This is a genomic window from Cloacibacterium normanense (genome assembly GCF_002943105.1).
Classification (GTDB): Bacteria; Bacteroidota; Bacteroidia; order Flavobacteriales; family Weeksellaceae; genus Cloacibacterium.
Genome location: NZ_PTPZ01000001.1, coordinates 233,932 through 260,135 on the forward strand (window position 1 = coordinate 233,932; position 26,204 = coordinate 260,135).

The 26,204-nt window shown below is 33.1% G+C and carries 18 protein-coding genes and 1 tRNA gene; 11 read left to right on the top strand and 8 right to left on the bottom strand.

Annotated elements, in window-relative coordinates:
• Positions 1-108: 108 nt before the first annotated feature.
• The 3 genes from C3729_RS01065 to C3729_RS01075 form a co-directional block, all read right to left on the bottom strand.
• The gene (locus C3729_RS01065) at positions 109-684 is read right to left on the bottom strand and encodes a Crp/Fnr family transcriptional regulator (RefSeq protein WP_104792442.1); all 576 of its coding nucleotides are present in this window, start codon (positions 682-684) and stop codon (positions 109-111) included.
• A gap of 3 nt (positions 685-687) precedes the next feature.
• On the bottom strand, positions 688-2,766 hold the full coding sequence (locus C3729_RS01070; RefSeq protein ID WP_104792443.1) for a thiamine pyrophosphate-dependent enzyme: 2,079 nt from the start codon (positions 2,764-2,766) through the stop codon (positions 688-690).
• A 100-nt stretch (positions 2,767-2,866) separates the two neighbouring features.
• Complete coding sequence (locus C3729_RS01075) at positions 2,867-4,996, bottom strand: S8 family peptidase (RefSeq protein WP_104792444.1); 2,130 nt, start codon at positions 4,994-4,996, stop codon at positions 2,867-2,869.
• Between the two features lie 125 nt (positions 4,997-5,121).
• On the opposite strand from C3729_RS01075, the gene dnaE reads away from it, so the two are divergent.
• The 8 genes from dnaE to C3729_RS01115 all read left to right on the top strand — a co-directional run bounded on the left by dnaE (position 5,122) and on the right by C3729_RS01115 (position 19,594).
• On the top strand, positions 5,122-9,726 hold the full coding sequence (dnaE, locus tag C3729_RS01080) for a DNA polymerase III subunit alpha (protein WP_104792445.1): 4,605 nt from the start codon (positions 5,122-5,124) through the stop codon (positions 9,724-9,726).
• A gap of 121 nt (positions 9,727-9,847) precedes the next feature.
• Positions 9,848-10,462, top strand: coding sequence for a TetR/AcrR family transcriptional regulator (locus C3729_RS01085; protein ID WP_104792446.1), 615 nt, complete (start codon positions 9,848-9,850; stop codon positions 10,460-10,462).
• Entirely contained in the window at positions 10,446-11,768 is a 1,323-nt protein-coding gene (locus tag C3729_RS01090; protein WP_104792447.1) for a TolC family protein, read from the top strand. The genes C3729_RS01085 and C3729_RS01090 overlap by 17 nt, the downstream gene beginning before the upstream one ends.
• 42 nt (positions 11,769-11,810) lie before the next feature.
• On the top strand, positions 11,811-13,052 hold the full coding sequence (locus C3729_RS01095; protein WP_104792448.1) for an efflux RND transporter periplasmic adaptor subunit: 1,242 nt from the start codon (positions 11,811-11,813) through the stop codon (positions 13,050-13,052).
• 85 nt (positions 13,053-13,137) lie between these two features.
• On the top strand, positions 13,138-16,623 hold the full coding sequence (locus C3729_RS01100; RefSeq protein ID WP_104792449.1) for an efflux RND transporter permease subunit: 3,486 nt from the start codon (positions 13,138-13,140) through the stop codon (positions 16,621-16,623).
• Between the two features lie 122 nt (positions 16,624-16,745).
• Positions 16,746-18,164, top strand: coding sequence for a hypothetical protein (locus tag C3729_RS01105; RefSeq protein ID WP_104792450.1), 1,419 nt, complete (start codon positions 16,746-16,748; stop codon positions 18,162-18,164).
• 121 nt (positions 18,165-18,285) lie between these two features.
• A complete protein-coding gene (locus tag C3729_RS01110; protein WP_104792451.1) occupies positions 18,286-19,080 on the top strand; it encodes a threonine/serine exporter ThrE family protein in 795 nt (264 codons plus the stop codon).
• A 1-nt stretch (position 19,081) separates the two neighbouring features.
• Positions 19,082-19,594, top strand: a complete 513-nt coding sequence (locus tag C3729_RS01115; protein WP_104792783.1) for a threonine/serine exporter family protein — start codon at positions 19,082-19,084, stop codon at positions 19,592-19,594.
• Here the strand turns inward: C3729_RS01115 and C3729_RS01120 are convergent.
• Both C3729_RS01120 and C3729_RS01125 read right to left on the bottom strand, forming a co-directional pair.
• Positions 19,591-20,301 carry an ABC transporter ATP-binding protein gene (locus C3729_RS01120; protein ID WP_104792452.1) on the bottom strand — a complete coding sequence of 237 codons (711 nt, stop codon included), beginning with the start codon at positions 20,299-20,301 and terminating at the stop codon, positions 19,591-19,593. The genes C3729_RS01115 and C3729_RS01120 overlap by 4 nt on opposite strands.
• Positions 20,302-20,445: 144 nt before the next feature.
• Positions 20,446-20,519, bottom strand: a tRNA-Arg gene (locus tag C3729_RS01125).
• Positions 20,520-20,564: 45 nt separating this feature from the next.
• Between C3729_RS01125 and C3729_RS01130 the strand changes: the two genes are divergently transcribed.
• Genes C3729_RS01130 through C3729_RS01140 form a run of 3 tightly spaced genes read left to right on the top strand, consistent with a single transcriptional unit; the run spans position 20,565 to position 24,342 of the window.
• Entirely contained in the window at positions 20,565-21,611 is a 1,047-nt protein-coding gene (locus C3729_RS01130) for an ABC transporter substrate-binding protein (protein WP_104792453.1), read from the top strand.
• A 45-nt stretch (positions 21,612-21,656) separates the two neighbouring features.
• A complete protein-coding gene (gene mtgA / locus C3729_RS01135; protein WP_104792454.1) occupies positions 21,657-22,301 on the top strand; it encodes a monofunctional biosynthetic peptidoglycan transglycosylase in 645 nt (214 codons plus the stop codon).
• A gap of 13 nt (positions 22,302-22,314) precedes the next feature.
• Positions 22,315-24,342 carry a recombinase gene (locus C3729_RS01140; RefSeq protein ID WP_104792455.1) on the top strand — a complete coding sequence of 676 codons (2,028 nt, stop codon included), beginning with the start codon at positions 22,315-22,317 and terminating at the stop codon, positions 24,340-24,342.
• Here the strand turns inward: C3729_RS01140 and C3729_RS01145 are convergent.
• From C3729_RS01145 to recF, 3 genes are all read right to left on the bottom strand, one after another.
• The gene (locus C3729_RS01145; RefSeq protein ID WP_104792456.1) at positions 24,320-24,610 is read right to left on the bottom strand and encodes a hypothetical protein; all 291 of its coding nucleotides are present in this window, start codon (positions 24,608-24,610) and stop codon (positions 24,320-24,322) included. The two genes, C3729_RS01140 and C3729_RS01145, sit on opposite strands and share 23 nt — an antisense overlap.
• Before the next feature lie 58 nt (positions 24,611-24,668).
• Entirely contained in the window at positions 24,669-24,959 is a 291-nt protein-coding gene (locus tag C3729_RS01150) for a four helix bundle protein (protein ID WP_260204292.1), read from the bottom strand.
• A 164-nt stretch (positions 24,960-25,123) separates the two neighbouring features.
• On the bottom strand, positions 25,124-26,203 hold the full coding sequence (recF, locus tag C3729_RS01155; protein WP_104792457.1) for a DNA replication/repair protein RecF: 1,080 nt from the start codon (positions 26,201-26,203) through the stop codon (positions 25,124-25,126).
• Position 26,204 lies beyond the last annotated feature (1 nt).

Consider the following 26,204-nt stretch of genomic DNA (forward strand, 5'->3'; position numbering starts at 1 on the left):
CCTTCTTTTAACTTAGAAGGCTTTCTTTTTTAAAAGGCAATTTTCATTCATTTGTGTTTTCCTTTTTGCAAATATATTGTATAATGTTTTATTAAAAATTAACATTTGTTAATTTTCTAATCTTTTTTTAATTCTGCTTAATGATACAGGGGTTATTCCTAAGAATGAAGCTAGATGTTTGTCGGGAATTCTTTCACATAAATCGTGGTAGGTGCTTTGAAGTTGTATAAATCTTTCTTCAGGGGTGTTAATAATAAAACTTTCTAATCTCTCGTATAATCTGTACAATATTTTTTGATTAGTGACTATTCTTAGTTTGAGTAATGCAGCATTTCTTTTGCTTAATTCTTCAAATTTTAGCATGTCAATCTCTAGAATATCACTATCTTCTACGGCAATCCAAGTAAGTCTGGCGGGCTTTTTATGAATTAAACAATCTGGGTCTGCACCAAATTCTTTTTCCCAACGGAAGAAAATGGTTTTTTCTTCGCCTTTTGAATCTGTATAAAATCCTCTTAATAATCCTTTTTTGATATAGAATATTTTGAAGTGTTGCTTTCCTTCACTAAAATATACTTCATTTTTTTTTATTTTAACTTTCTTGAATAATCCAAAAAAATTGGTCAAATCTGTTTTGGGTATGTCTTTTATAAGGTCAATTAAAAAATTATCTAAAATTTCCATGCTTTAATTGTTGAGAAGTTCATTGATTTTAAGGCTTAGTTTTTCTGCATTGGGAAGCATTTCTTTTTCTAAAATCAAATTGATAGGAACCGCTGGTAAATCCAGTGAACCCATGATTTCTACAGCTGCATCGAGGTATTTAAAGCAATTTTTAGAAATTCTTGCCCCGAAAGCTTCCATCATGGAGTTGTTGAGAGCTTCTTCTGTCAAAAGAATACATTTTCCATGGATTTTAACCCTTTCGAAAACCAATTCTTCATCTATCGGCTTGATGGTTCTTAAATCTATAATTTCTACTTTTCCTTCAAAATTTTTAGCGGCTTCTTTTGCCCAATAAACACCCATTCCATAAGTAACGAGCACTAGAGTTCGACCTTTCTGTATTTCTTCTTCATTGGCAAATTTTACAATATTGGCTTTCCCGAAAGGTAAAATGTAATCTTCTGCAGGTTCTACGGTTTTAGCGTCTTCAGTTCCCGGAACTTTACTCCAATAAAGACCTTTGTGTTCTAAGAAAATGACAGGATTTGGATCGTAAAAAGCAGCTTTAAACAAGCCTTTGAAATCGGCAGCGTTACTTGGATAAGCGATTTTAATTCCTTTGATTTGAGCTAACATGGTTTCTACGCTTCCACTGTGATAAGGACCGCCGCCTCCATAAGCTCCAATCGGAACTCTGATGATGTTAGAAACAGGATATTTTCCGTTGCTGAGGTAGCAAGATTTAGAAACCTCTGTCACCAATTGATTGATTCCCGGATAAATATAATCGGCAAACTGTACTTCTACAATAGGTTTAAGACCTACTGCGCTCATTCCTACAGTAGAACCAATGATGTATGCCTCTTGAATGGCGGTGTTAAAAACTCTTTTATTTCCAAATTTTTGTTGAAGCGTTACTGCTTCTCTGAAAACTCCACCAATTCTTCCGCCTACATCTTGACCATAAAGCAATGCTTCAGGATGTTTGTGCATCAATTCTTGTATGGCGTGAATTCCTGCATCTACCATTGGGATTTTTTCTCCATTTTCTGGAATTCTAGTTCCTTTTTCTTCTGTGATAGGAGTAGGAGCGTAAACATGCTCTTTTACGGTTTCAGGTTTTGGCTCTGGAGTGAGAATAGCTTTGTTAAAGTCTTCTTCTATTTGTTTTCTGGCTTCAATTTCTATTTGAGATAAGGTCTCTTCGTTAAAACCTTCTTCTAATAAATATTTTTTGAGAATAATTCCCGGGTCTTTTGCTCTGTGTTTGGCTAAATCTGCTTCGTCTCGATAAAATTCTCTTCTTACACCAGAAGTATGATGCCCAATCAATACGGTTTTAGCACAAACTAAAAGAGGTTTTCTTTCTTCTCTTACAAAATGTATCGCTTTTTGCATCTGAATGAAACTTTCTACAAAATCAGTTCCATCAATTCTCATTCTATTTAGCCCTACGAAACCAGCTGCATAATCATAAGCGTCAGAAGTTCTGGCTTCTTCCTTGGTTACGCTGATTCCCCATTCATTATCTTGAACTAAAAAGATAATGGGAAGTTGATGGAGTGCTGCAAATTGAAAAGCTTCTGCTACTTCTCCTTCTGTAACGGAATTATCACCCAAACTACAAACTACGACAGGATTTTTTTCAAAATCTTTAAGTTTGAAATCTTCAATATATCTTATTCCTTGAGCTACACCAGTGGTGGGAATTGCTTGCATTCCTGTTGCGGAGCTTTGGTGAATAATTTTAGGAAGTCCTTCTAATTTACTGGATGGGTGTGAATAATAAGAACGACCTCCTGAAAATGGGTCTTCCGCTTTTGCTAATAATTGAAGCATTAATTGATAAGGAGTGAAGCCTATTCCCAATAATAAAGATTCGTCTCTGTAATAAGGAGATACCCAATCTTCTTTGGATAATTGATAAGCCGTTGCTAATTGTATGGCTTCGTGGCCTCTAGAAGTACTGTGTACGTACTTGCAAATATTTCTGTTTTCTTCGTAAATATCGGCCATTGATTTTGCCAGCATCATTTGATTATAAGCTTTGAGCAAAATCTCTTTTGAAATAATTTCTTTTGTTGTAAAGTCAGATTCCATAGAAAACAAATATAAGCATTCTCACTGTTTGTTGAAAATAAAAAACGCTAACTAGTAAAGTTAGCGTTTTCAATCATTTAGGAGTTTTTATGACTCAAAATTATTCTTTAATAAACTTGTGAGAGCTTACACTTTTATCGGTCTTCACATTGATAATGTAAGTACCTTTTGGTAATTGGCTTACATCAATGGTTTGGAAACTTTTCGCTTCTGTTTTCAGAACTGATTTTCCTGATAAATCAAAAATATCTATTGTTTTAGCACCTTTTGGAATGAGTACGTTTACAAAATCTTTAGTTTTGGTAGGATAAATAGTCACTAATTTTTCTGCAGAAATCTCTGCTGTTCCTAATGAAGATTCTTCTACACCTGTAATGATAAGTGCATAATCTTGTGGTACAGTTGCAGGAACTGGAGTGGCACCATTATTAAGTGTTCCTTTGTTAGAAACTTCAATTCTGTAAGCTCTACCTGCTATAGGAGTTTCAAGAAGTATTTGTTCTACATTGTCTACAGTATTATCACCCTTAGTTGCGTTATCCATAGGAGAAGCTACATTAAGTTTCCAAGGGTAATATATCGTGTTTGTGGTAGTGTCAATAATTCTTAGGTCTAAGTCATTTACTAATCTAGAGGTAGTATTGTTTTGCAAGTCATTATCTGTAGTAAAAGGAACAGCCGCTGGATCAATCCAAGAAATAGTTGCTTTTAACGATTCTCCAGCTTTAGCGGTAATCGTTTTGGTAAATTTTACACCAGAAGTGAGTGTATTTCTTTCAAAATATGCTTTTTTGTTTTTCTTATCAATTACTAACTGAGCCGCTTTAGTAGCATCAGCAAATCCCCAGCCATACCAAACGTCTGGTCCAGGATTACCTGCTTCATTTGCAGTATGTGTTAATAATGCTTTTATTTCGTCTGCTTTAAACATAAATCCACTATCATTATTAATAACCCTACTTACTTGTGTTAATGCACCAATAATTCCAGAAATCATTGGAGCAGAAAAAGACGTTCCTGTAGATTTTGTATAATATCCATTGTTAGTGGGATAAGTTGAACTATAAGTTGGAGCTAAAAGTTCAACTCCTACAGCGGTAATGTCTGGCTTTATTGCACCGTCTTTTCTTGGTCCCGCACTGCTAAAACTTGCTTTAATAACATCATTTGCTGAAGTATAGGTGTTATCTATAGTTCCAATTTGTTGAGTTGCTCCTACTACAATTATGTTTTTAGCAAGAGAACCCCAGCCAATACAATTATATCCTAAGCTACAATTAGGTTCTGGGATGATATCGTTGGCGGCAAATGGGACATAGCTTTTAGTATTGTTGTCGTATTTAAATTTAGCTTTTGAGGGGTCATTGTTTGGATGTGTTCCGTAGTAATTTCCTGCAGATTTTACAACGATTTGATAAGGATTGCTGTAAACAATTTTGTCAAAATTTGCATCTTGAGTATAATAGCTGCCATTATATGTGTCTCTTGTATTTAAATCATAATTACCAATCCAATAAAATCCAACTTGAGGATAGGTAGAGCTTGCACTACTAGCGTAAGTCCAACCTAAATTAATTCCATAGGAATGATTGGAAATATTTTGAGAATACCATTCTAATTTTTGGTAATTAGTACCCAAATCAGTATTGTCAAAGGCGTAATTTGTTGTAGTTGCATTTCTAATTATTCCTCTTACATCAGAAACATTAGAAGATGTTCCATTACTCCAATTAATAATTCCTGAATATGCTCCCGAGGCTAAGATTACTCCTGTAACATTAGTTGCGTGTGATGATTTTAAAACAGATTCAGCTTCTGCATTAGTTACTTGGAAGGTACCATCAGAATAAGATTTAAATTCTTGATGGGTATTATGTGCTCTGCCTCCATCCATGACTAGAATATTAATCCCAGTGCCATTAATTTCTGTTCCATTAAGCCCTAAAAGGGTACCATTTTGTAAAGCAGTTAAATTTGCACTTCGGTTAGAAGGTTGATCATCCGTTTGTAGAAATACAGGAATGTTTCCAGCAAATCCAGCAATTTTTGCTTGCATTTCTTTTATTTGCTCATTGGTAAATTTTCCTTTATTTTGGTTTAAATATTTCTCAAGTTTTTTTTCGTTTTCAACTCTTTCTGTTGAGAATTTTTTTTGTAATTCATTGTTTTTTTGACCAAAAACAAAGTTAAGAGCGGATATACTCAATAAAAATATAAATGTTTTTCTCATATCAAATTAATTTTCAACAAATATAAAAAAAGAGATACTAATAGCTTAAAGAAAATATAAAATATTAAATAGATTAATTAAATTTTAATTTTTTTTCGATTAAATTTGAACAAATTTTCTAAAGAATGTACTTGATTTTTGATACGGAAACTACTGGTTTGCCCCAAAATTTTAACGCACCCATCTCAGATTCAGATAATTGGCCAAGGATGGTGCAGATTGCGTGGCAATTACATGATGATGAAGGTAAATTAATTGAAAATCAGGATTATATCATTAAACCTGAAGGGTACGATATTCCTTTTAACGCGACCAGAATTCACGGGATTTCTACCAAAATGGCCAAAGAAGAAGGAAAAGATTTAGTATGGGTTTTAGAAGAATTTAAAAAAGCATTAGAGAAGACAAAAGTTGGTGTTGGTCACAATATTGATTTTGATTATAAAATTGTAGGTGCAGAGTTTTTTAGAAAAGAAATCGAAAATAATCTTCAAGAAATTCCCAAAGCTGATACCATGGAATTGGGAACCGATTTCTGTGCTTTGCCAGGAGGAAGAGGAGGAAGATTTAAATCTCCAAAACTAGGCGAGCTTTTTGAAAAATTATACGGTTACCAGTTTGATGAAGCGCACAATGCTGCTGCAGACGTAAATGCAACGGCTCAGATTTTCTTCGAAATGGCGAGACAACGTATCATTCCTGCAGAGAAAATGCTTTGGAGTGATGAGCAATTCCAAAATTTTCAGAAAATTTGGAGTGAGCCGATTAAACCTTTTGATATTGTTATCAGAAGGCAAGTTGCAGACTCTAAGAAGAAGAAATCTACCGTAGATTTTGGCGATACCAAGGATGTAGAAATTGGCGATTATTTCCATTTTCATAATCATACCATTTATTCTACACTTGCCGCGACTTCTCATTTTAATGAACTGATAAAAGTAGCTGCCGAAAACGATTTTAAGGCAGTCGGAATGGTAGATTTAGGAAATTTGATGGGTGCTTTCAAGTTTGTTTCCGAAGTTGAAAAATACAATGGAGATATCAAGAAAAAGAAATCAGAAGCCGAAGAAAAAGGTGAAGAGTTTACTAAAACACCTTTGGTTCCAGTTTTGGGTTGTGAATTTTATATTTCAGAAAGACCAGAGCAAAAACAATTTACCAAAGATGATCCAGATAGAAGAACAAACATGGTTCTTTTGGCAAAAAATTTTCAAGGATATAAAAATCTTGCAAAACTTTCGAGTTTAGGTTATACCAACGGTTATTATGCGGGTGTACCAAGGATTTCTAAGAAACAAATTGCCGAATATAAAGAAAATCTTATCGCTATTACAGCGGGTATTTATGGAGATGTTCCAAATGCCATTTTGAATTTCGGGGAACAAAAAGGAGAGGAAGTTTTTCTTTGGTGGAAAGAGCAGTTTGGAGACGATTTCTATGTGCAAATTCAGAATCATGACATAGAAGAAGAAGAGCACTTAAACGAAGTTTTATTAGAACTAGCCGATAAACATGATGTGAAAATTTTAGCACAAAATGAAACTTTTTATACCAAAAAAGAAGATGCTAAAATTCAAGATATTATTACCTGTATCAAAGACGGAGAAAGAGTTTCTACGCCTATTGGTAAAGGTTTTGGGAAACGAAAAGGTTTAGCTAATGACCATTATTTTGTGCAAAATGCAGAAGAATTGAAACAAACTTTTCGTCAGTTTCCTGATGCTTTCGAAGCATACACAGACTTTTTACAAAAATTTGAACCTTATACTTTAAAGCGTGATGTTTTGCTTCCAAAATTTGATATTCCAGAAGAATTTCAAAGCGAAGAAGACGAAAAGGACGGGGGAAAACGTGGCGAAAATGCCTATTTAAGACATCTGACTTATGAAGGTGCAAAGAAAAAATACGAAGAAATTACCGATGAAATCAGAGAAAGATTAGATTTTGAACTAGAAGTTATTGCCAATACAGGTTATCCTGGTTACTTTTTGATTGTTCAGGATTTCTGTAATGAAGCCCGAAAAATGGGCGTTTCAGTTGGTCCTGGTCGAGGTTCTGCAGCAGGTTCTGCAGTTGCGTATTGCATCGGAATTACCAATGTAGATCCGATTAAATATGATTTACTTTTTGAGCGTTTCTTGAATCCAGAGCGTGTTTCGATGCCCGATATTGATATCGATTTTGATGATGAAGGTAGAGATGCGATTATAAAATGGGTAATTGAAAAATACGGACAAATGAACGTGGCGCAGATTATTACGTACTCTGTTTTGGGAGGGAAATCCGCGATTAAAGATGCAGGAAGAGTTCTGGATGTTTCGATTCCTGATACGAATGCGATTGCGAAATTAATTCCTGAAACTCCGGGAATGAATATTGCAAAAGCACTCAATAAACCAGAAAAATTAAAACCAGAAGATAAACCTTTAGCCGAAGAAATGAAGGCGATTTTAGCGAATCCGAATGATTCTAGACATCAAGTTTTGGCTTCGGCGCAGAAAATGGAAGGTTGCATCAGAAATACTGGAATTCACGCTTGTGGTGTGATTATTACGCCAGAAGACATTTCAAATTTAGTTCCGATTTCTATCGCTGCAAAAGATGCGGGAATTTTGGTTTCTCAGTTTGATAACTCTGTTGCAGAAAGTGCTGGTTTGTTGAAAATGGACTTTCTAGGTTTAAGAACTTTAACCATTATCAAAGATGCAATAAAACTCATTAAACAACGTCACGGAATTGAAATCAATACGGATGAAATTCCTCTTGATGATAAAAAAACGTACGAACTTTTCAAAGAAGGAAGAACGATTGGGATTTTCCAATACGAAAGTGCGGGAATGCAAAAATACATGCGCGAACTGAAACCTACGGTTTTTGCGGATTTAATTGCGATGAACGCTTTGTACAGACCTGGACCGATTAAATACATTCCGAATTTCATCAACAGAAAACACGGTTTAGAGGAAATTGTTTACGATTTAGAGGAATGTAAAGAATATTTAAAAGAAACCTACGGAATTACGGTTTATCAGGAGCAGGTAATGTTGCTTTCTCAGAAATTGGCGAATTTTACTAAAGGTGAAGCCGATACACTAAGAAAAGCAATGGGTAAAAAACAGAAAGACGTTCTGGATAAAATGTACCCGAAATTTATTGAAGGTGGAAAAAAGAATAATCTTAACGAAGAAAAGCTCAATAAAATTTGGAAAGACTGGGAAGCATTTGCAGAATATGCATTTAACAAATCTCACTCCACTTGTTATGCCTTAATTGCTTACCACACTGCTTATCTCAAAGCCAATTATCCTGCGGAATATATGGCGAGTGTGATGAGTAATAACATTAACAACACAAAGCAAATTACGCTTTTTATGGAAGATTGTAGAGCGATTGGGGTAGATGTTTTAGGGCCAGATGTTAATGAATCTCAGTTCCAATTTGCGGTGAACGAAAAAGGACAAATCAGATTTGGGTTGGGAGCGATTAAAGGAATGGGAGAAGCACCTTCTGAAGCCATTTATATGGAAAGACAAAACGGTAGATTCAAAGATATTTATGATTTTTTTGAAAGAATGCCATCTTCACAAGTCAATAAAAGAGTGGTGGAAAGTTTGGTGATTGCAGGTGCTTTTGACGAATTAGATTCTTATCACAGAGCGCAATATTTTGATGTGGATAATGCTGGAAGAACCAATATTGAAAAGCTTTTGCGTTACGGACAATCGTTTCAAGATAATAAAAACTCGGTGGAGAATTCACTTTTTGCTGATTTTGCAGATGAGGTTCAGATAGAAAGACCGAAACTTTTACCTTGTGCAGAATGGCAAAATATGCATAAACTGAATCGTGAGAAGGAAATCATCGGTTTCTATCTTTCGGCGCATCCTTTAGATGAATATAAATTCCAGTATAAGTTTATCAACGGAGAATTTTCTAAAAATTTCGTTTTAGAAGACAATAAAAAAAATGAAATTGCTCCAAATGACTTGTCAGCCAAAATTTTAGATGAGGAAACAGACGATGATGAAAGCATTGATATAAGTTTAGAAGTTTCAGAAGATGAAGAATTGGTAGAAGAATCTTCTGCGAAAAAAGCTGAACCAAAAGGAAACTTCAATTTCTTGAATTTAGATGAAATTGATGCGTTCAAAGAACAATTATTTCCAGCTGGAAGTCTTTTTGAAGCGCCAAAAGATTGGAAGGAAAGACAAAAAATGTTTGATAATGCTAGAGAATACACGGTTTCTGGCTTGATTACCGAAATGATTTTGCGAGATGGGAAAAATTCTGGCGAAAAGATTTGTTTCTTGACTTTAGAAGATTATACGGGAAGTTACAGTTTCAGATTAGGGGATAGAGATTATATGAAGTTGCGTGAGAAAATTGCCAAAGATCGTTTTGTGATCGTGAAAATGAAGTTTACTCAAGGTTCTGAAGGAAGAGTTTTTACCAATGTTACAGATATTATGGATTTGAAAGATGCTTTCGAAAAGTATGCTAAATCGCTGTCGCTGATTATTCCTGTAAATGAACTGAATAAAACCGATATAGAATTTTTCAAAACGCAATTGTTGGCAGAAAAAGGAGAACATAAATTGAATGTTTTTCTCCAGAATCCTTTAGACAATACTTTTGTAGAAGCGAGAGCCTTGCATCAAACGATTAATATTAATAATCAATTGCTTGAAAAAATTCATGAATTTGGAAAATTTGAAATTTATTTAAATTAACATTAAGCCGAGATTTGTCTCGGTTTTTTTTGTGATTGATTTTATCTAAAACGAAATAGATAAAAACTTGGAAACTTTTTTTGTTTTTTAGTTTCCGTTTTCTATCTTTGCACCCGTAATTATGAAAAATACAAGATGTACATTAGATAGATTGTTTGATATGTTTCGTACTCACGGTGCGAAAACACTTACAATGGATGATATTGCAAGAGAGTTTTGTATTTCTAAGAAAACCCTTTATCAAAAGTATAAAAACAAAGAAGAATTACTGACCGAAGTTCTAGAGCATATTTCTAGTAAGGCGATTGAGGAAGTAGAAACCGTAAGAAAAAATCATCAGTGTCCTATAGAAATCATGTTTATTTCTGGAACGAGAATAGACGATGCAACAAGTCAGGAGAAAAATGCGTTTGTATTACAATTGATAAAATATTATCCGGAAGTATTTCATCAGCATCAGAAATCAATATCAATAAAAATTGAAGAAATTTTAAAACAAAATTTCGAAAGAGGAGTAGAATTAGGATATTACAGAACAGATATTCCTACTGATTTATTTATTAAATTTTTGACCACATTATTATTTTCTGTAGATGTTTCTCCGTTATTTGAAGATATTAAAGATAAAAAATACATTTCCACAGGAATTAAGTTTTTTTATCTAAACGCCATCGTAACAGAAAAAGGACAACAACGACTAAAAGAATTAAAAACAAAGTATGAAGAATTGGATTAAAATCTTCGCGCTCACCGCATTTTCTACGCAAATGTATGCACAGAAAAACCTCACAATAGATGAGGCAGTTTCTTATGCGCTAGAAAATAACGTCAACGTAAAAAAAGCAAAAATTGATCAAACCATTGCTCAGCAAAAAGTAAAAGAAACGGTAGGTATTGGTTTACCTCAAGTTAATGGACAGGTAAGATATCTTAATGGCGAAAACCAAGTGCAATTAGTAGATGTAAGTAATTTTAATAATACATTTCCTAAAGGAACCATTGTGCCACTTAATTTTGGATTGCCTCATAATTTTAATGCGGGTTTATCAGTGACTCAATTATTATTTAATGGTTCTTATATTGTAGGGTTAGAAAGTGCTAAAACGTACAAAGAAACGGCATCATTAATCAAAGAAAAAACAGATGTTTCGATTAAAGAAGCAGTGATGATGATGTACGCAGGTATTCTTGCAACAGAAGAAAATATCAAGACTTTAGAAGAAAACAAAAAAGTACTTGAGAAAAATCTAAATGATACTAAACAAGTATACAAAACAGGTCTTACAGAATTGCAAAGTGTAGAACAATTAGAATATTCTTATAAAAATCTATCCACAGTAATTGATAATCTTAAGAGAACAAAAGATAAGTTGAATGTTGGCTTAAAATACTTAATAGGATATCCACTTGATGAAAAGCTTGTGCTTTCGTCTTCTTTTGATGAGGTTTTAGATAAAAATAAACAATTAATTGCGAGAGATAGTTTTGATTTCAGCAATCATGTTGATTTAAAATTGAAACAAAATCAAGTAAGGATCAATCAGTTGTTATTAAAATTAGAAAAATCTAAAGCTTTGCCTTCATTAGCAGCATTTTTTAATCCAAGTTATGTGAGTGGTGGGTATGATTTTAAACCATTTAGTTCAGATTGGTTTTACAGTTCTAATTTCGGAATTCAAATAGACATTCCTGTGTTCAGTGGTTTACAAAGACATTGGAAAACAGAACAGGCTAAACTAAATTTAGTAAAAGCACAATTAGATAAAGAAGATGCCGAAAAACAACTGCAAAGCGAATATTATCAAAAAGCAACAGACTACGAAAACGCTCTAGCTTCTTATAATACAGCAGAAGATTTGGTAAAACTTTCTTCTGAAATCTACAGAAAACAAAATGTGAAATTTAAAGAAGGCCTGGGTACAAGTTTTGAGCTTTCACAAGCAGAAAACCAATTGTATGAGGCTCAAACTAAATATTATCAAGCCGCTATAGAATTAATTCAAGCAAAAGTTCAACTAGACAAAGCAAAAGGAATTCTATAATCTTTATTAAATTATTTTTCAAAAAATTTGAAATCTACTATTATGAAAAAAATATTTTTACCCATCTTATTATCTTTAGCAGTAATTTCTTGTAAAAAAGAAAATACAGATGACAATTTAGCAGACCTTATCGCTAAAAAAGACGTAAAAGGTTTGCAAGCTTACCGTGATCAACAGCAAAAAAGAATTGACAGCATTAATGCTTTAATGGAAAATGTAGACCAGAATTTGTCAACTTTTGGCGTAAACCAAACTCAAGGTTTTGTTTCTATCTTGCCATTAGAACTTACTAATTTTGCTCACTATATAGAACTTCAAGGAAATGTTACTACAGACCAAGATGTAGCAGTTCAGCCACAAATGCCAGGAACTTTAACATTGTATGTTCGTCAAGGTCAATATGTAGGTGCTGGTCAAGTCATTGGTAGAGTAGCAGATGGAGGTTTGGCAGACCAATTAAAACAAGCACAAATTCAAGTTTCTGCAGTAAACGCTCAATTACAACAAGTGAAATCTGCTTCGGAATTGGCTAAAATCACCTACGAAAAACAAGCTTCTCTTTGGAAACAAAAAATCGGTTCAGAAATTCAGTTTTTACAAGCTAAAACCAATTATGAATCAAGCGTAAAACAAGTTTCTGCGGTGCAAAGTCAAGTGGCGGCCACTCAAAAAGCTGCAGACGCAGTAGCAGCTACACTGAGCAAAACAGCAATTAGAGCTCCATTTTCTGGTGTGATAGATGAAGTAATGCAACAAACAGGACAGGTGGTTTCTCCAGGAATGCCAATTGTGAAGTTGATTAATCTTACTGCAATGAGAGTAGAAGCAAAAGTTCCAGAAACTTACCTTTCCAACGTAAAAGCGGGAACTTCTGTTATAGTAGATTTTCCAATGTTGAAGAAAACGGTAAATTCTAGAGTAAGATTAACTTCTAATTTTATTAACCCAGCGAATAGAACTTTTACCATTCAAGTTCCGATTGCTAACCAAGGTGGAATTATTAAACCAAATCTTTTGGCTAAAGTAAAAATTGAAGATTATTTTAATCCAAATGCGATTGTAGTACCATCGCAGTACATTTATGAAGATGCTGCTTATAAATCTTTCGTATTCGTGGCGAAAAATGTAAACGGAAACCAAGGTGTGGCTAAAAAAGTATTCATTACTAAAGGTGAAAAATCTGAAAACTCTATAGAAATCAAGAGCGGATTAAACAAAGGTGATATCTTAATTACCGATGGTTCTAAAACTTTAGTAGACGGACAAAAAATTAAAATTCAATAATAATGCTATCTGCAATCAGCTATTGGCAATCAGCATAAATTGAATCGCCAAAAGCTGAAAGCTGAAAGCCGAAAGCTAATAAAATATGAGTTCAAATAATAATCATAAAAAAGAATTTTTCTTCTCAAGCTGGGCTGTAGATAATAGAGTAACCGTTTATTTGCTTACTTTTATCATCGTAGTTCTAGGTATAGTTGCTTACTTTTCTATGCCAAGAGAATCTTTTCCAGAAGTAGTAGAAAATAAGGTTTACATTTCATCTGTTTATCCAGGGAACTCGGCTGAAGATGTAGAGAAACTGATTACTAAAAAATTAGAAGATAAATTTAAGAACGTTTCGGGCGTAATTAAGGTAACTTCTAATTCATTTCAGGATTACTGTTTAATTATCGTAGAATTTGATGATAAAACACCGCTTCAAGAGGCGAAAATTAGAATAAAAGATAAGGTAGACGAAGCAAAAGGAAGTCAGGACTGGCCTAATCTAGACAGTGGCTCTAAGGTAGAGCCTTCCGTTTTTGACTTAAATATTGCCGAAGAATTTCCGATTCTAAATATTAACGTAAAAGGAAATTATCCGAAACAAACCCTCAAAAAATACGCAGAACAGTTAGAAGATGACATGGAAGATATTCCAGAAATCAAAGATGCTGTTATTTTAGGAGTAGACGAAAACGAAGTAGAAGTAGCACTTGATTTATATAAAATGAATGCTGCTCAAGTAAGTTTTGATAACGTTATCGGAGCGATTAAAAATGAAAATATTACCATTTCTGGAGGTAACCTTACTACTGATGGTTATAGAAATAATGTAAGAATTAAAGGTCAAGTGGTTTCGCCAAGTGAAATCAATGATTTTGTGGTGAAAGAAGGCGTGAAAATTTCAGACATTGCTACGGTTTCTTTTAAAGAAAAAGAAAAAACGACTTACGCCAGAGAAATGGGGCAAGATGTGGTGATGATTAACCTGAAAAAACGTTCGGGTTCTAACATGATTGATGCCATAGAACAAGCCAACGAAAAAATAGAAAAAGCTAAGGAAACCTACATTCCGAAAGATGTAAATATTACCACTACTTCAGACCAATCTACGCAAGTAGAGCATCAGGTAAATGAATTAGCCAATCACATTATTATTGGTATTCTTTTGGTAATGGGAGTTTTGAGTTTCTCTATGGGAATGAAAAATTCACTTTTCGTAGGAACTGCGATTCCTCTTTCTATGTTGATTGCATTTGCCATTCTTCATGCGATGGGAATTACCCTGAATACCATGGTACTTTTTGCAATGGTAATGGGATTAGGAATGTTGGTAGATGACGGAATTGTGGTGGTAGATAATGTTTATGCCAATATGGAGAAAGGACTTTCCAGAAGTCTAGCTTCTAAATATGGAATTGGCGAGATTGCGTTCCCAGTAATTTCTTCTACATTAACTACTCTTGCTGCTTTCTTCCCGATGTTATTCTGGCCAGGAATTATGGGTAATTTCATGAAATATTTCCCAATTACGATTTCTGTAACCTTATCAGCATCCTTATTTGTAGCGATGATTATCAACGCATCGATGACAGGTGGAAGTATGACGCTGAAAGACGAAAATTTAACCACAGAAACCAATAAAAAGCTTACCATAATCTTTGGTGGAATAGGTTTATTAGGACTTATTTTAGGAATTTTTGTAGGAAAAGCATATTTCGCATTGGCTACCCTTTCAGTTTTAGCCATTGCCGCGATTTGGTTGTACAAAAATTATTTCTTTGGAAAAATTGTACATTTCCAAGAGACTTTCTTCCCTAAATTAGAGTTGAAATATCAAGATTTCTTAAGAAAATTGTTAGATGGTAAACCGAAAAAAGCGTTAATGTATGTAGTAGGTTTATTGGTGGCATCGTTTATTATTATGGGAATTTCTTTTGCTACAAAATGGACAAAAGTATTATTCTTTCCAGATTCTATGCCGAAGCAAATGTATGTTTACATGGATTTTCCACAAGGAACAGACATTGGCAAAACCAATCAAGCTACAAAAGTGATTGAAAAAAGCATCTTGAATACCATTTCTAAGTTTAAAGACAAAAAAACTGGAGAAAATTTCTTGATAGAAAGTATGGTGACTCAAGTAGGAAAAGGTGCGGTGAATCCTCAAGTAGATGCAGGTTCACAAGCAGAAACGCCTCATAAATCTAAAATTACCATCAATTTTGTGGAGTTTGCAGACAGAAGAGGAGTAGATACCAAAGAAGTTTTAGAAGAAATTAGAACTACAGTTCCTCAAATTGCAGGAGCAAATATTACCGTAGAACAACAAGCTTCTGGTCCTCCTGTTGGTTATCCTATTTCCATTGAATTAAAAGGAGATGATTACAACCAATTGATTGATGAATCTCAGAGATTAATTGCTTTTATCAATTCTAAAAATATTCCAGGTATTGAAAAACTTCAGGCAGACGTAAATAAAGATTCTCCAGAGTTGATTATTGACATTGATAGAGAAGTTGCTGGTAATATGGGTGTTTCTACCGCTTATACTGGTATTACACTGAGAAGAGCCATGTTTGGTCAAGAGATTTCTACTTTTAAGGATATTAAAGATGATTATCAAATTGCAGTAAGATTACAGGAAGATCAACGTAAAAATCAGAGTGCGTTATTTAACCAACCGATTACTTTCCAAAATAATAAAGGACAGTTGTTGCAAATCCCAATCTCTACTTTTGCTAGATTTAATGAAGAAAAAACCTTCAGCAAAATCAAGAGAAAAGACAATACCAGAACCATTATGGTCTATTCTAACATCACAAAGGATGCTAATGCCAATGAAATTGTGCAGAAGTTAAAACAGGATATGAAGAATTACCAATTGCCAGAAGGTGTAAGCTTCAAATTTGCTGGAGAACAAGAAGAGCAAGGCAAAAACCAAAGTTTCTTATTGTTAGCGCTTTTCTTAGCAATGAGTTTGGTAACCGGTATTATTGTATTCCAGTTTAATTCATTATCTAAAACATTCATCATTATGACGACCATTTTGTTGAGTTTTAGTGGAGTGTTCTTAGGATTAACAGTCTTTAAGATGGATTTCGTAATCTTAATGACCATGATGGGAATTATTTCTCTTGCAGGTGTGGTAGTGAAGAATGGTATTGTATTGATGGACTTCTTCGTGCTGAGATTAGACGAAAAAATCGCTGAAAAAGGTGTAGAAACGCATGATGATTTGACTATTGAAGAAGTAAAAGAAGTGATAATAGAATCTGGTAAAGCGAGATTAAGACCAGTATTATTAACCGCAACTACTGCAGTATTAGGACTTATTCCATTAGCAATCGGACTTAACTTTGATATTTGGAGTTTCCTTACTACGCTTAATCCGCATCTTTCTATTGGTGGTGATAACGTAGCATTCTGGGGACCACTTGCTTGGACGATTATTTTTGGTCTGACTTTTGCAACGTTTTTAACATTGCTTATGGTGCCAGTAATGTTCTACTTGGTGAGTAAGCTAAAAATAAGAAGAAGAGCTAAAAAATTAGAAAAATTGAGATTGAAAGATAATTTGAGTAACGCTTAGTTGCTTTAATTACACTATTCATAGTTTTGTTTTAATAGTTTATTTTGATAATTCTCACTCCTAAATACTGGAGTGAGAATTTTTTTTACGAAATTTACGTTTAATATGAAGATAGTGTTATTATGAAAAAATATTTTTTATTAATCTTGTTACTATATCAGAGTTTTTTCTCTCAAAATACTACAGGAGTTTTTAATGATGGTTTTATATTTACCAACGCAATTCAAGGAAATCCATCATCTTTTTTACAAAGCTCTAATCCTTGGGAAATAAATATTATTTCTTTAGATTCTTATTTGTATAATAACTATGGGTATGTTTCTAAACAAAGTCTTTTAGGCATTTCTGGAGAAAATGATTTTACTATTAGCAATAAGAAAAGTTCTAATGATTTACCCAAAAACACTGTTGGTTTTACCGTTCATGATAAGTTTGACGGTCATTTTCAAGCAGACGTTCTAGGTCCTGCAGTGGCTGTCAAATTCAAGATTAAAGATCACGAATTTGCGGCAGGATTTTATACTAGATTAAGAACTTTTGGAAATGCTTTTAATGTAGCTGAGCCCTATAAACACGATAATTTTGTAGATCAGCCTTCTTATAATAGATTGTTTGAACCCTTTTCCGTAAATATGGCATCTTTGCAAGAAAATAATTTTTTTCTATCTAAATCTTTTCTGCAAACCAAAACTTCAGAATTTAATGTTGGAGTAAATTTTAAACATTCTAAAATTTGGGATGCATTAATAGTAAAAGAAAACAAATCTTTTCATATTGATTATAATAGAGATGAAAACTCTCTTGTTTTTAACAATTTTGATGGTGAAATTCTCTTTGCAACATCTTATGATTTTGATAAAAATAATTATAAGCCAAAAGATTATGGACATGCAGTAGGAGGTGATATAGGTTTTACATATATAGATTACGGAGATTATGACAAAGAAGAAGGGGAATATCTTCAAAAATTGGCGTTTTCTGTTACGGACATAGGTTTTATTAAAGTCAATGGAGAAAAGCATGTTTTTAATGGAGATCCGTTTACTATTAATAGAAAAAACGATTTTCAACACTTAACAAGCATCTCTGATTTTTTACAAGAACTAAGTTCACATGTTTATAGTGATCCAACTGCTTCTCTTGTTGGAACTCAGTTTACAGTTGCTTTGCCTACTGCTCTACATTTTTCTTATAGTGGAAATCTACGCAGAAATAGATATTTAACTCTTGGAGTTAATCAAAGAGTGCCACTGTATAAGTATGCTTTTAAAACGCCTAATCTGTTTTATGTTAATTTAGCTAAAACACACCATTTAATAACCTACTCAGCACAATTATCTTTATTTGAGTATAAAAAACCTCAATTGGGCGCATATCTTAGATTTGGACCATTTTTTATAGGAAGCGATAATATTTTGCCCGTTTTTTTTAGACAAGATAAGTTTAATTCTTTTGATGTCTATTTTGGATTTAAAATTTATCCTTTTTGGGACAGTTCAGAATCTCGAAGATCTAGAAAGGAATGTTATTGTGATAAATAAAATTAGAATATAAAAATAGTTGCAATGAAAATTGCAACTGTTTTTTTATGATATAAAATAGGTTTAATTATTAATCTTAGCATTTTAGGAATTCCTAACTTTGCGCAGTAAAAATTTAAAGATGAAATCAGAAATGTTGCAAGAGAAACCTTTAATCGAAAAATATAATGATTTACTCTTAGATATAGGCTCTACATTAATGGTTGCTGGTGCGCATTGTGGTAGAATAGACCGAAATATAAAGCGTATTGCAGATGTTTTCGGAGTAGATATAGAAATCTTTTATTCTTTCAATGGAATTATTCTCACCACTAAAATGAGAAACAACCCTTCAGAAACCGCCACTCATTATAAAAGATTACCAACTCATGGTGTTCATTTCGGGATTCTCAACGAAATAAGTTTGCTTTCTTGGAAGGTAGTGAGCGATCATCTAGATTATCCACATATTAAAAGAGAGTTTGAAAAAATTAAAAAACTTTCTCATCATAAACGAATTCAAATTATTCTAGGAGTAGGAATTGCTTGTGCGTCTCTTTGTATTTTAGCCAAAGGAGATTTCATAGATGCCACTTTTGCGTTTTTTGGTTCTATGCTGGGATTAATTGCGAGACAAGAAATTTCAAAACGAAAATTTAATGTGATGTTAGCGATTAGTGGTGGAGCATTTGTCACCAGTTTTATTGCTTCCATTAATGTTTTTTATGGAATAGGAGCGCTCCCCGAAAAAGCATTGGCTACTTCAGTGCTGTATTTGGTACCGGGTGTTCAATTGGTGAATGCCGTTATAGATTTAATCGAAGGATACGTTGCAACAGCGATTGCAAGAGGTTTTTATTCGGGATTTCTCTTATTGTGTATTGCTGCTGGAATGGCTTTGAGTATTCTAATTTTTGGAATTAATAATTTTTACTAAAATGGATTTTTTTCTATTAATCATAAAAGATTTTAGCTTCGCATTTTGTGTAGCCATTGGTTTTGGAAGTTTGTTTAACACTCCAAACAGAGTTTTATTAATCGCAGGATTATTAGGTGGTTTAGGTCATGCTTTGCGTTTTACTTTGTACGAAGGAGTTGGTTTAGGGTTAATAACTTCTACACTTTCCGGAACAGTGCTTATAGGTTTATTAGGAATCGTTTTGGCGCATAGAGTTCACACTCCGCCTATTGTTTTTACCATGCCAGCTTGTATTACCATGATTCCCGGAATGTACGCCTATAAAACCATGTTGGGCTTCATTCGATTGACAGACGAAAGTGGATTAGTCAGAAATCCTCAAGATTTAGACAATACTTTTCACAATTTGGTTCTTACCGCTTCTTTATTGTTTTGTTTGGCTGTGGGAATTTCCATCAGTGTATTGCTTTTCAGACAGTCGAGTGTGAAAATGCTGAAATTTGCTCACAAAAGAAAAATAGAAAACGATTAGTCTTCTATTTTTACGCTGGTATAATGAGCAAAAGCTTCTTCTAAATTATTGAATTTTCCTTTGAAATCTGCAATGTCAGCATCTTGAACAATGTTTCCTTGATGAATCAAAATCACTCTAGTACAGAGTGCTTCTACTTCTTGCATAATGTGAGTAGAGAGAATTACGGTTTTTTCTTTGCCAATTTCTTTAATTACATTTCTAATTTCTAGAATTTGATTCGGGTCAAGACCATTGGTAGGTTCATCTAGAATCAATAAATCTGGAGCGTGAAGAATCGCTTGAGCTAAGCCAACACGCTGTTTATAACCTTTTGATAACTGAGAAATTTTCTTTGATTTTTCAGGAGTTATTCCTACTAAATCTATGATTTCATCTACTTTTTCTTTAGAAATTTGGTGAATATCTGCCACGAATTGCAAATATTCTTTCACATACATTTCCAAATAAAGTGGATTATTTTCTGGCAAAAAACCGATGTTTTTCTTTACTTCCGTTTCGTTTTCGGTAATGTTTTTTCCATCAAAAATAATTTCTCCCTCATCTATTTTTAGAGCACCCACAATAGATTTCATCAAGGTAGACTTTCCTGCACCATTCGGTCCTAGAAGTCCTATGATTTCATTTTTGTGAATATCTAAATTGATGTTATTAAGCGCTGTTTGTTCGCCAAATTTTTTTGTAAGATTTTTGATTTCTAAAGACATAAGTAATCCGTAATAAGAAATTGTAATTTGTTAACGCAAAAATAGAGATAATATTTTGAAAATAGAGTTCCGTAAGAACGATTGATTTTATAAAATTGAATTTCTTCCAAAAATAAAATCCCAAGAAATTTCTTGGGATTTTTGTGACCTCGACAGGATTCAAACCTGTAACCTTCTGAGCCGTAATCAGATGCGCTATTCAGTTGCGCCACGAGGCCGAAATTCGGTTTGCAAATATAATGCTTTTTTGCTTTCTTTGAAGAATGAAATCATATTTTTTTGCTTTTTTTGCGTTATTGATGGTAATTTCTTGTAAAAAAGAAACTTATCAATTGTCCACAGATTGGATTGTTATTTCTAAAAACATTCAGTTCAAAGAAAATGGCGATTTTTTACTCTTAAAATCAGGAAAACATCAGTATAAAATTCCGCATTCTAAATTGCCGTACCAAAAAATTATGTTGCTCAACGCAAGTTTGGTAGGATACATTACAGAATTAGGCGCAGAAGAAAAAATCATTGGCGTTTCTAGTCCAGAATATATTTTTTCAGAGAAAATACAGAAAAGAATCCAAGAAAATAAAATTCAAAACATCGGAAACGAACAGAAATACAATGTAGAAAAAATCATTGCGTATCAACCAGATGCTATTTTCACCAATTACGTTGCCAGTTTCGAGAATACTTACGAAGTTTTAAAGAAAAACGGAATAGAAATTATCTTTATTGATGAATATTTAGAAGAGAAACCTTTAGAAAAAGCAAAAACAATAGAGGTTTTCGGTAAACTTCTCGGTAAAGAAAAAGAAGCATTAGAAAAATATTCAGAAATTGAAAAAAAATATAATTCGTATAAGAATTTAGCAGCAAAATCTATGAATAAACCGCAAGTTTTAACCAATGAAATCTACGGAAATCAATGGTTTGTAGCAGGTGGAAACTCTCAAATTGCACATTTTATAAAAGATGCAAATGCCCAATATATTTTTGGAGACAATTCAGAATCTAAATCTACCCCGAAAAGCTTTGAAGAAGTCTTTTCTAGAGCCGAAAATGCAGAATTTTGGGTAAATGTAGGAAATCATAAAAACAAGAAAGATTTACTTCACATCAACCCGAATTATGCGAAGATGAAAGTCTACCAAAAAGGCGATATTTACACGATTTCTGGTAGAGAAAAAGGTTCTGCCAATGATTATTTCGAAAGTGGAGTAGTTAGAGCAGATTTAGTTTTGAAAGACTATATTAAAATTTTTCATCCAGAGATTTTTCCAAAAGATTCATTATTGTATATGAAAAAACTGAATTAGTCGTTATTTTTGCAACTTAAATCAACTATTATAGATTACATTTTTATGTGGAAATTTATTAAGAAACTATTTTATACCATTGCTATCATCAGCATTTTTTCTATTATTTGGGGAAGATTTTTTAATCCGATTATTACCATTACGCAAATAGAAGGTTTGGTGAAATATCAAAAACTAGACAGAGATTACATCAGCTTTGATGAAATGGGAAAAAACGTAAAAAAGGCTGTCATTGCTAGCGAAGATCAGAATTTTTACAGACATAATGGTTTTGATTTTCAAGCCATCCAAAAAGCATTTGCAGATAATCAAAAAGGAAAAAAATTAAAAGGAGGAAGTACCATTTCTCAGCAAACCGCTAAAAATGTCTTCCTTTGGAACGGCAGAAGTTATGTGAGAAAAGGTCTGGAAGCTATTTTCACCTTTATCATAGAAAAAGTTTGGAGCAAAGACATTATTTTAGAACGCTACCTGAACTCCATAGAAATGGGACAAGGTGTTTTCGGGGTAGAAGCAGCAAGTCACTACTATTTTGGGAAATCTTCGGCAGATTTAACCAAGTCAGAAGCAGCTTGGATTGCGGTTTGTCTTCCAAATCCTAAAAAATATGACCCGAAAAATCCTAGTTCTTATCTTTCTAGAAAACATTCTTGGGTGATGAGACAAATGAATTACGTAAATTTGGAGTAAATAAAGACAATTCGTGAGGTTTCAATTCAATACATCGCAAAGTTCAGCAGAGATTCTTGATAAATATTTTTCTATCAAGAACGAAACGCGTGATTTAAAACCTCTTACAGAGCTTTTTCATTCTTTACAAAAAGAAAATTTCTCTGATTTTTTAACTTTTCTTAAAGAACACGAAGAAATAAGACAAAACTTGGTGTATTACATCAATACAGTCTTTATGGGAAGAGCTTTTAACCTTTCTCTTACCGAAGCCAATATTCTTTCAGAAGACGCTTTTTTTCCGGAATTAAGAAAAAGAATTTTGTCAAAATTTCTACCACCAGTAGAAGATGATAATAATATTTCTAACGTCATCTCAAACGTTTTTTTCAGAGATAATGCTGATTTTAAATTCATCAAAAAAGTTTCTAGACAAGAATCTGATGAACTTTTCAGAATGTTAGAAATTGACCGCATGATTCTACAGCCAAAAGTGAAAAAAGAACTTCTTTTTTCGATGAATATTTTGGCGTGGAGAGCTATTGGAAACGCTTTAGATGTAGATGTGCTAAAAATGGCTCCAGAATATAAAAATTTCGACAATCCATTTTTGGCATTACAAGATGAGCTAGACATTCTTATCAGCGATTTCAAAAAGAATCAAGCCATCGTTCTTACTTCTAAAGATAGTCATTATAAGCAAATTAAAATTTATCTTCAGCAATGTTTTGCTTTCATCAGCAAAGCGTTCAAAAATGCTTCTAAATACGGCATTTCAGGTAAAACCAATCAATCTTTATTGAAAATTCGTCAACAATTACAGCGTATTTCAGAAATTTTAGAACTTCTAGTCATTGATGATGAAAAGGACGTGATTAGAAAGTCTAAAAATTTGGTTATCAATATTTTAGATTATAAATCTCACCGAAATAACATCCGAGATTTATTCAATGATAGCACCACATTGCTTTCGCATCTCATTACTACACATACCGCAGAAACAGGAACCAATTACATTACGACTTCGCCAAAAGAATATCTTAAAATGTTCAAAAAAGCAAGTGGAGGCGGAATTATCGTAGGTGCGCTTTGTGTCATAAAAATGTTGTATGCTTATGTTCCAGGCAGTGAATTTTACCATGCATTTTTATACTCTTTTAATTATGCGATGGGTTTCATTATGATTTATTTAATGAATTTCACGCTGGCTACAAAACAACCAGCCATGACTGCTGCAACGATGGCTAAAGTGCTTTCTGAAGGGAAAAATAATTCTAAAAATTATCTAGATTTTGCCCATTTGGTTTCCAAATTATTCAGGAGTCAGTTCATTGCGTTTGTAGGAAATGTATTGCTGAGTTTCCCGATTGCTTTGGCCATTATTTATGGTTTAGAAATTCTTTTCGGACAGAATTTTGCCATTGAAAAATCTTCCACTCTGCTCAAAGATTTAGACCCATTTCATTCTAAAGCCTTATTACATGCCGCTTTAGCGGGAGTTTATCTTTTCATTTCGGGGATTATTGCAGGGAATGTAGGAAACACCTCTGTTTTTTATAAAATACCAGAGAGAATTGCCAAAAATCCTTATATCCATTATCTTTTCGGAAGAAATTTTGCCGAAAATCTTTCACAATATTATTCTAAAAATTGGGCGGGAATTATGTCTAACCTTTGGTTAGGGATTTTCTTAGGTTCTACAGCTACCATCGGTAAGTTTTTTGGACTGGATTTAGATATTCGTCATATTACTTTTGCGGCCGGAAATTTTGCCTTAGGATTATATGGAAAAGAATTTTCAATTGATACCCAAACGTTTATTATTGCTTTTGTAACGGTATTTGTAATTGGGTTCTTAAACTTTATTGTAAGCTTTGGATTGTCAATGTTTCTGGCATTCCGTTCTAGAAAAGTGAATTTTGGTGAGGTGAGAAACCTTAACCGAAGCATCATTAAATATTTCTTTAAAAATCCGCTGATTTTCTTTTTCCCAATTCGTTCTGTGTTAGACGAAAGAGCCAAAAAATTAATTTCAGACACTACAAAACATACACATCCATAAATTGGTCTGCGCCAAATTCTTCTTGAAATTTCTTGAGAAAAAATGACTTTTTCATTCTAAAATCATTTCTGAAAAGTGGAGATTTTATTCTGATTTCTAGAATTTTTTCATTCAGATTTACGCTTTCAATTTCTTTGAAAAAAGCCTCGTCTAAATAGCTTTTCAAAAAATCCTTGACTTGTAAAGCCAATAATTTATCCTCAAAACCATACAACTTGGCAAAACTTTTCACCAATTCAGAACTTTGATATTCTCTTTTCTTTTTCATTTTTGAGTTACGAGATTCGGGTTACGAGTTACGAGATTCTTGGTTTAAAGTTAGTGGTTTAATTCTCTTCTTTTCCTTTATTCCAATTGAGTTTTACCCACTTCAAATAATTATTTATTTTTCCACCAAGTAAGTCATATTCATCTCTTAGTATTTTAAATTCCGAATTAATTTCAGGATAAAGCAAAATAATTTTTTCTAGATGATTAATGGTTTCGTCACAACTTGAATGTGTGAAAACTAAAAATCTTTCATATTCTTTTTTATAAACACTCCTCCCATAACCTTCTACAATATTGGTTATTACAGAATCTGCGGAACGTCTTAATTGACTTCCTAATTCATACAATTAATGTTTTGGAAGTAAAAATGAAGTTTTATGTGTTTTAATAAATAACTCGAAACTTATCTTATAAATGTCTAAATCTCTATAACTCATGGTAATTTAGTTTTTTATTATGTTGAAATTCAATACACATTTTACATCTCGTAACTCGTAACTCGAAACACGAATCAGATTTGAAAAATCTTACTTTCCTCATTAATCCTTTTCACCACAGATTCTGTTCGTTCTCTGTGTGTGTCTGTAATGAAAATCTGTCCGAAATTCTGCTGGTTCACCAATTCTATCATCTGAGAAACTCTATTGTCATCTAACTTATCAAAAATATCATCCAAAAGAAGAATAGGATTTTTATTCGTGATGTCTTTTATTCTTTTGATTTGAGCCAATTTCAGAGCGATGAGGAAGGATTTTTGTTGACCTTGACTTCCGAATTTTTTAATCAAATTTCCGTTCATTTCGAAGCGCAAATCATCCTTATGAATTCCTCGTGAAGTGTAAGTGAGAACTCTGTCTTTTTCGAGGTTTTCGCTTAAGATTTCTTCAAAATTTTGTTCATTCAGATTACTTTCATAAATCACGGTAACTTTTTCGTTTCCTTTTGAAATAATCTCATAAAAATGTTGAATTGTAGGAAGGATTGATGCAACAAATCGTTGTCTTTTTTCAAAAATTTGAGTTCCAAATTTGGTCAAGGGTTCGTTGTATATTTCTAGAGAATCGAGGTCGAAAGTTCTGTTTTTAGCAAAATATTTGAGCAATGCATTTCTTTGTTGAAGCGTTTTTTGGTACTGAATCAGCGCAAAAAGATAATCAGAATCGGTCTGAGAAATCATGGCATCTAGAAACTTTCTTCTGCTTTCGCTGCCATCAGAAATGAGATTTGCATCATAGGGAGAAATCATTACACTTGGCAAAAATCCAATGTGGTCTGCAATTCTTTCGTAGGTTTTATCATTTTTTTTAATGATTTTTTTACCTTCTTTTGGCAATTGCACTTTGATGATGTCATTTTTTTCTTCTCCTTGAATTTCTGCTTCTATCGCAAAAAAATCACTTTCGTGTAAAATGTTTTGAGCATCAAGATTTCCCAAAAAACTTTTTGCCATCGAAAGATAATGAAGTGCATCTAGAATATTGGTTTTTCCAGCGCCGTTATTTCCCACGAAACAATTGATTTCTGGCGAAAAATCGAATGATTTTTCACTGTGATTTTTGAAATTGAATATTTTCAGATTTTTGATGATCATG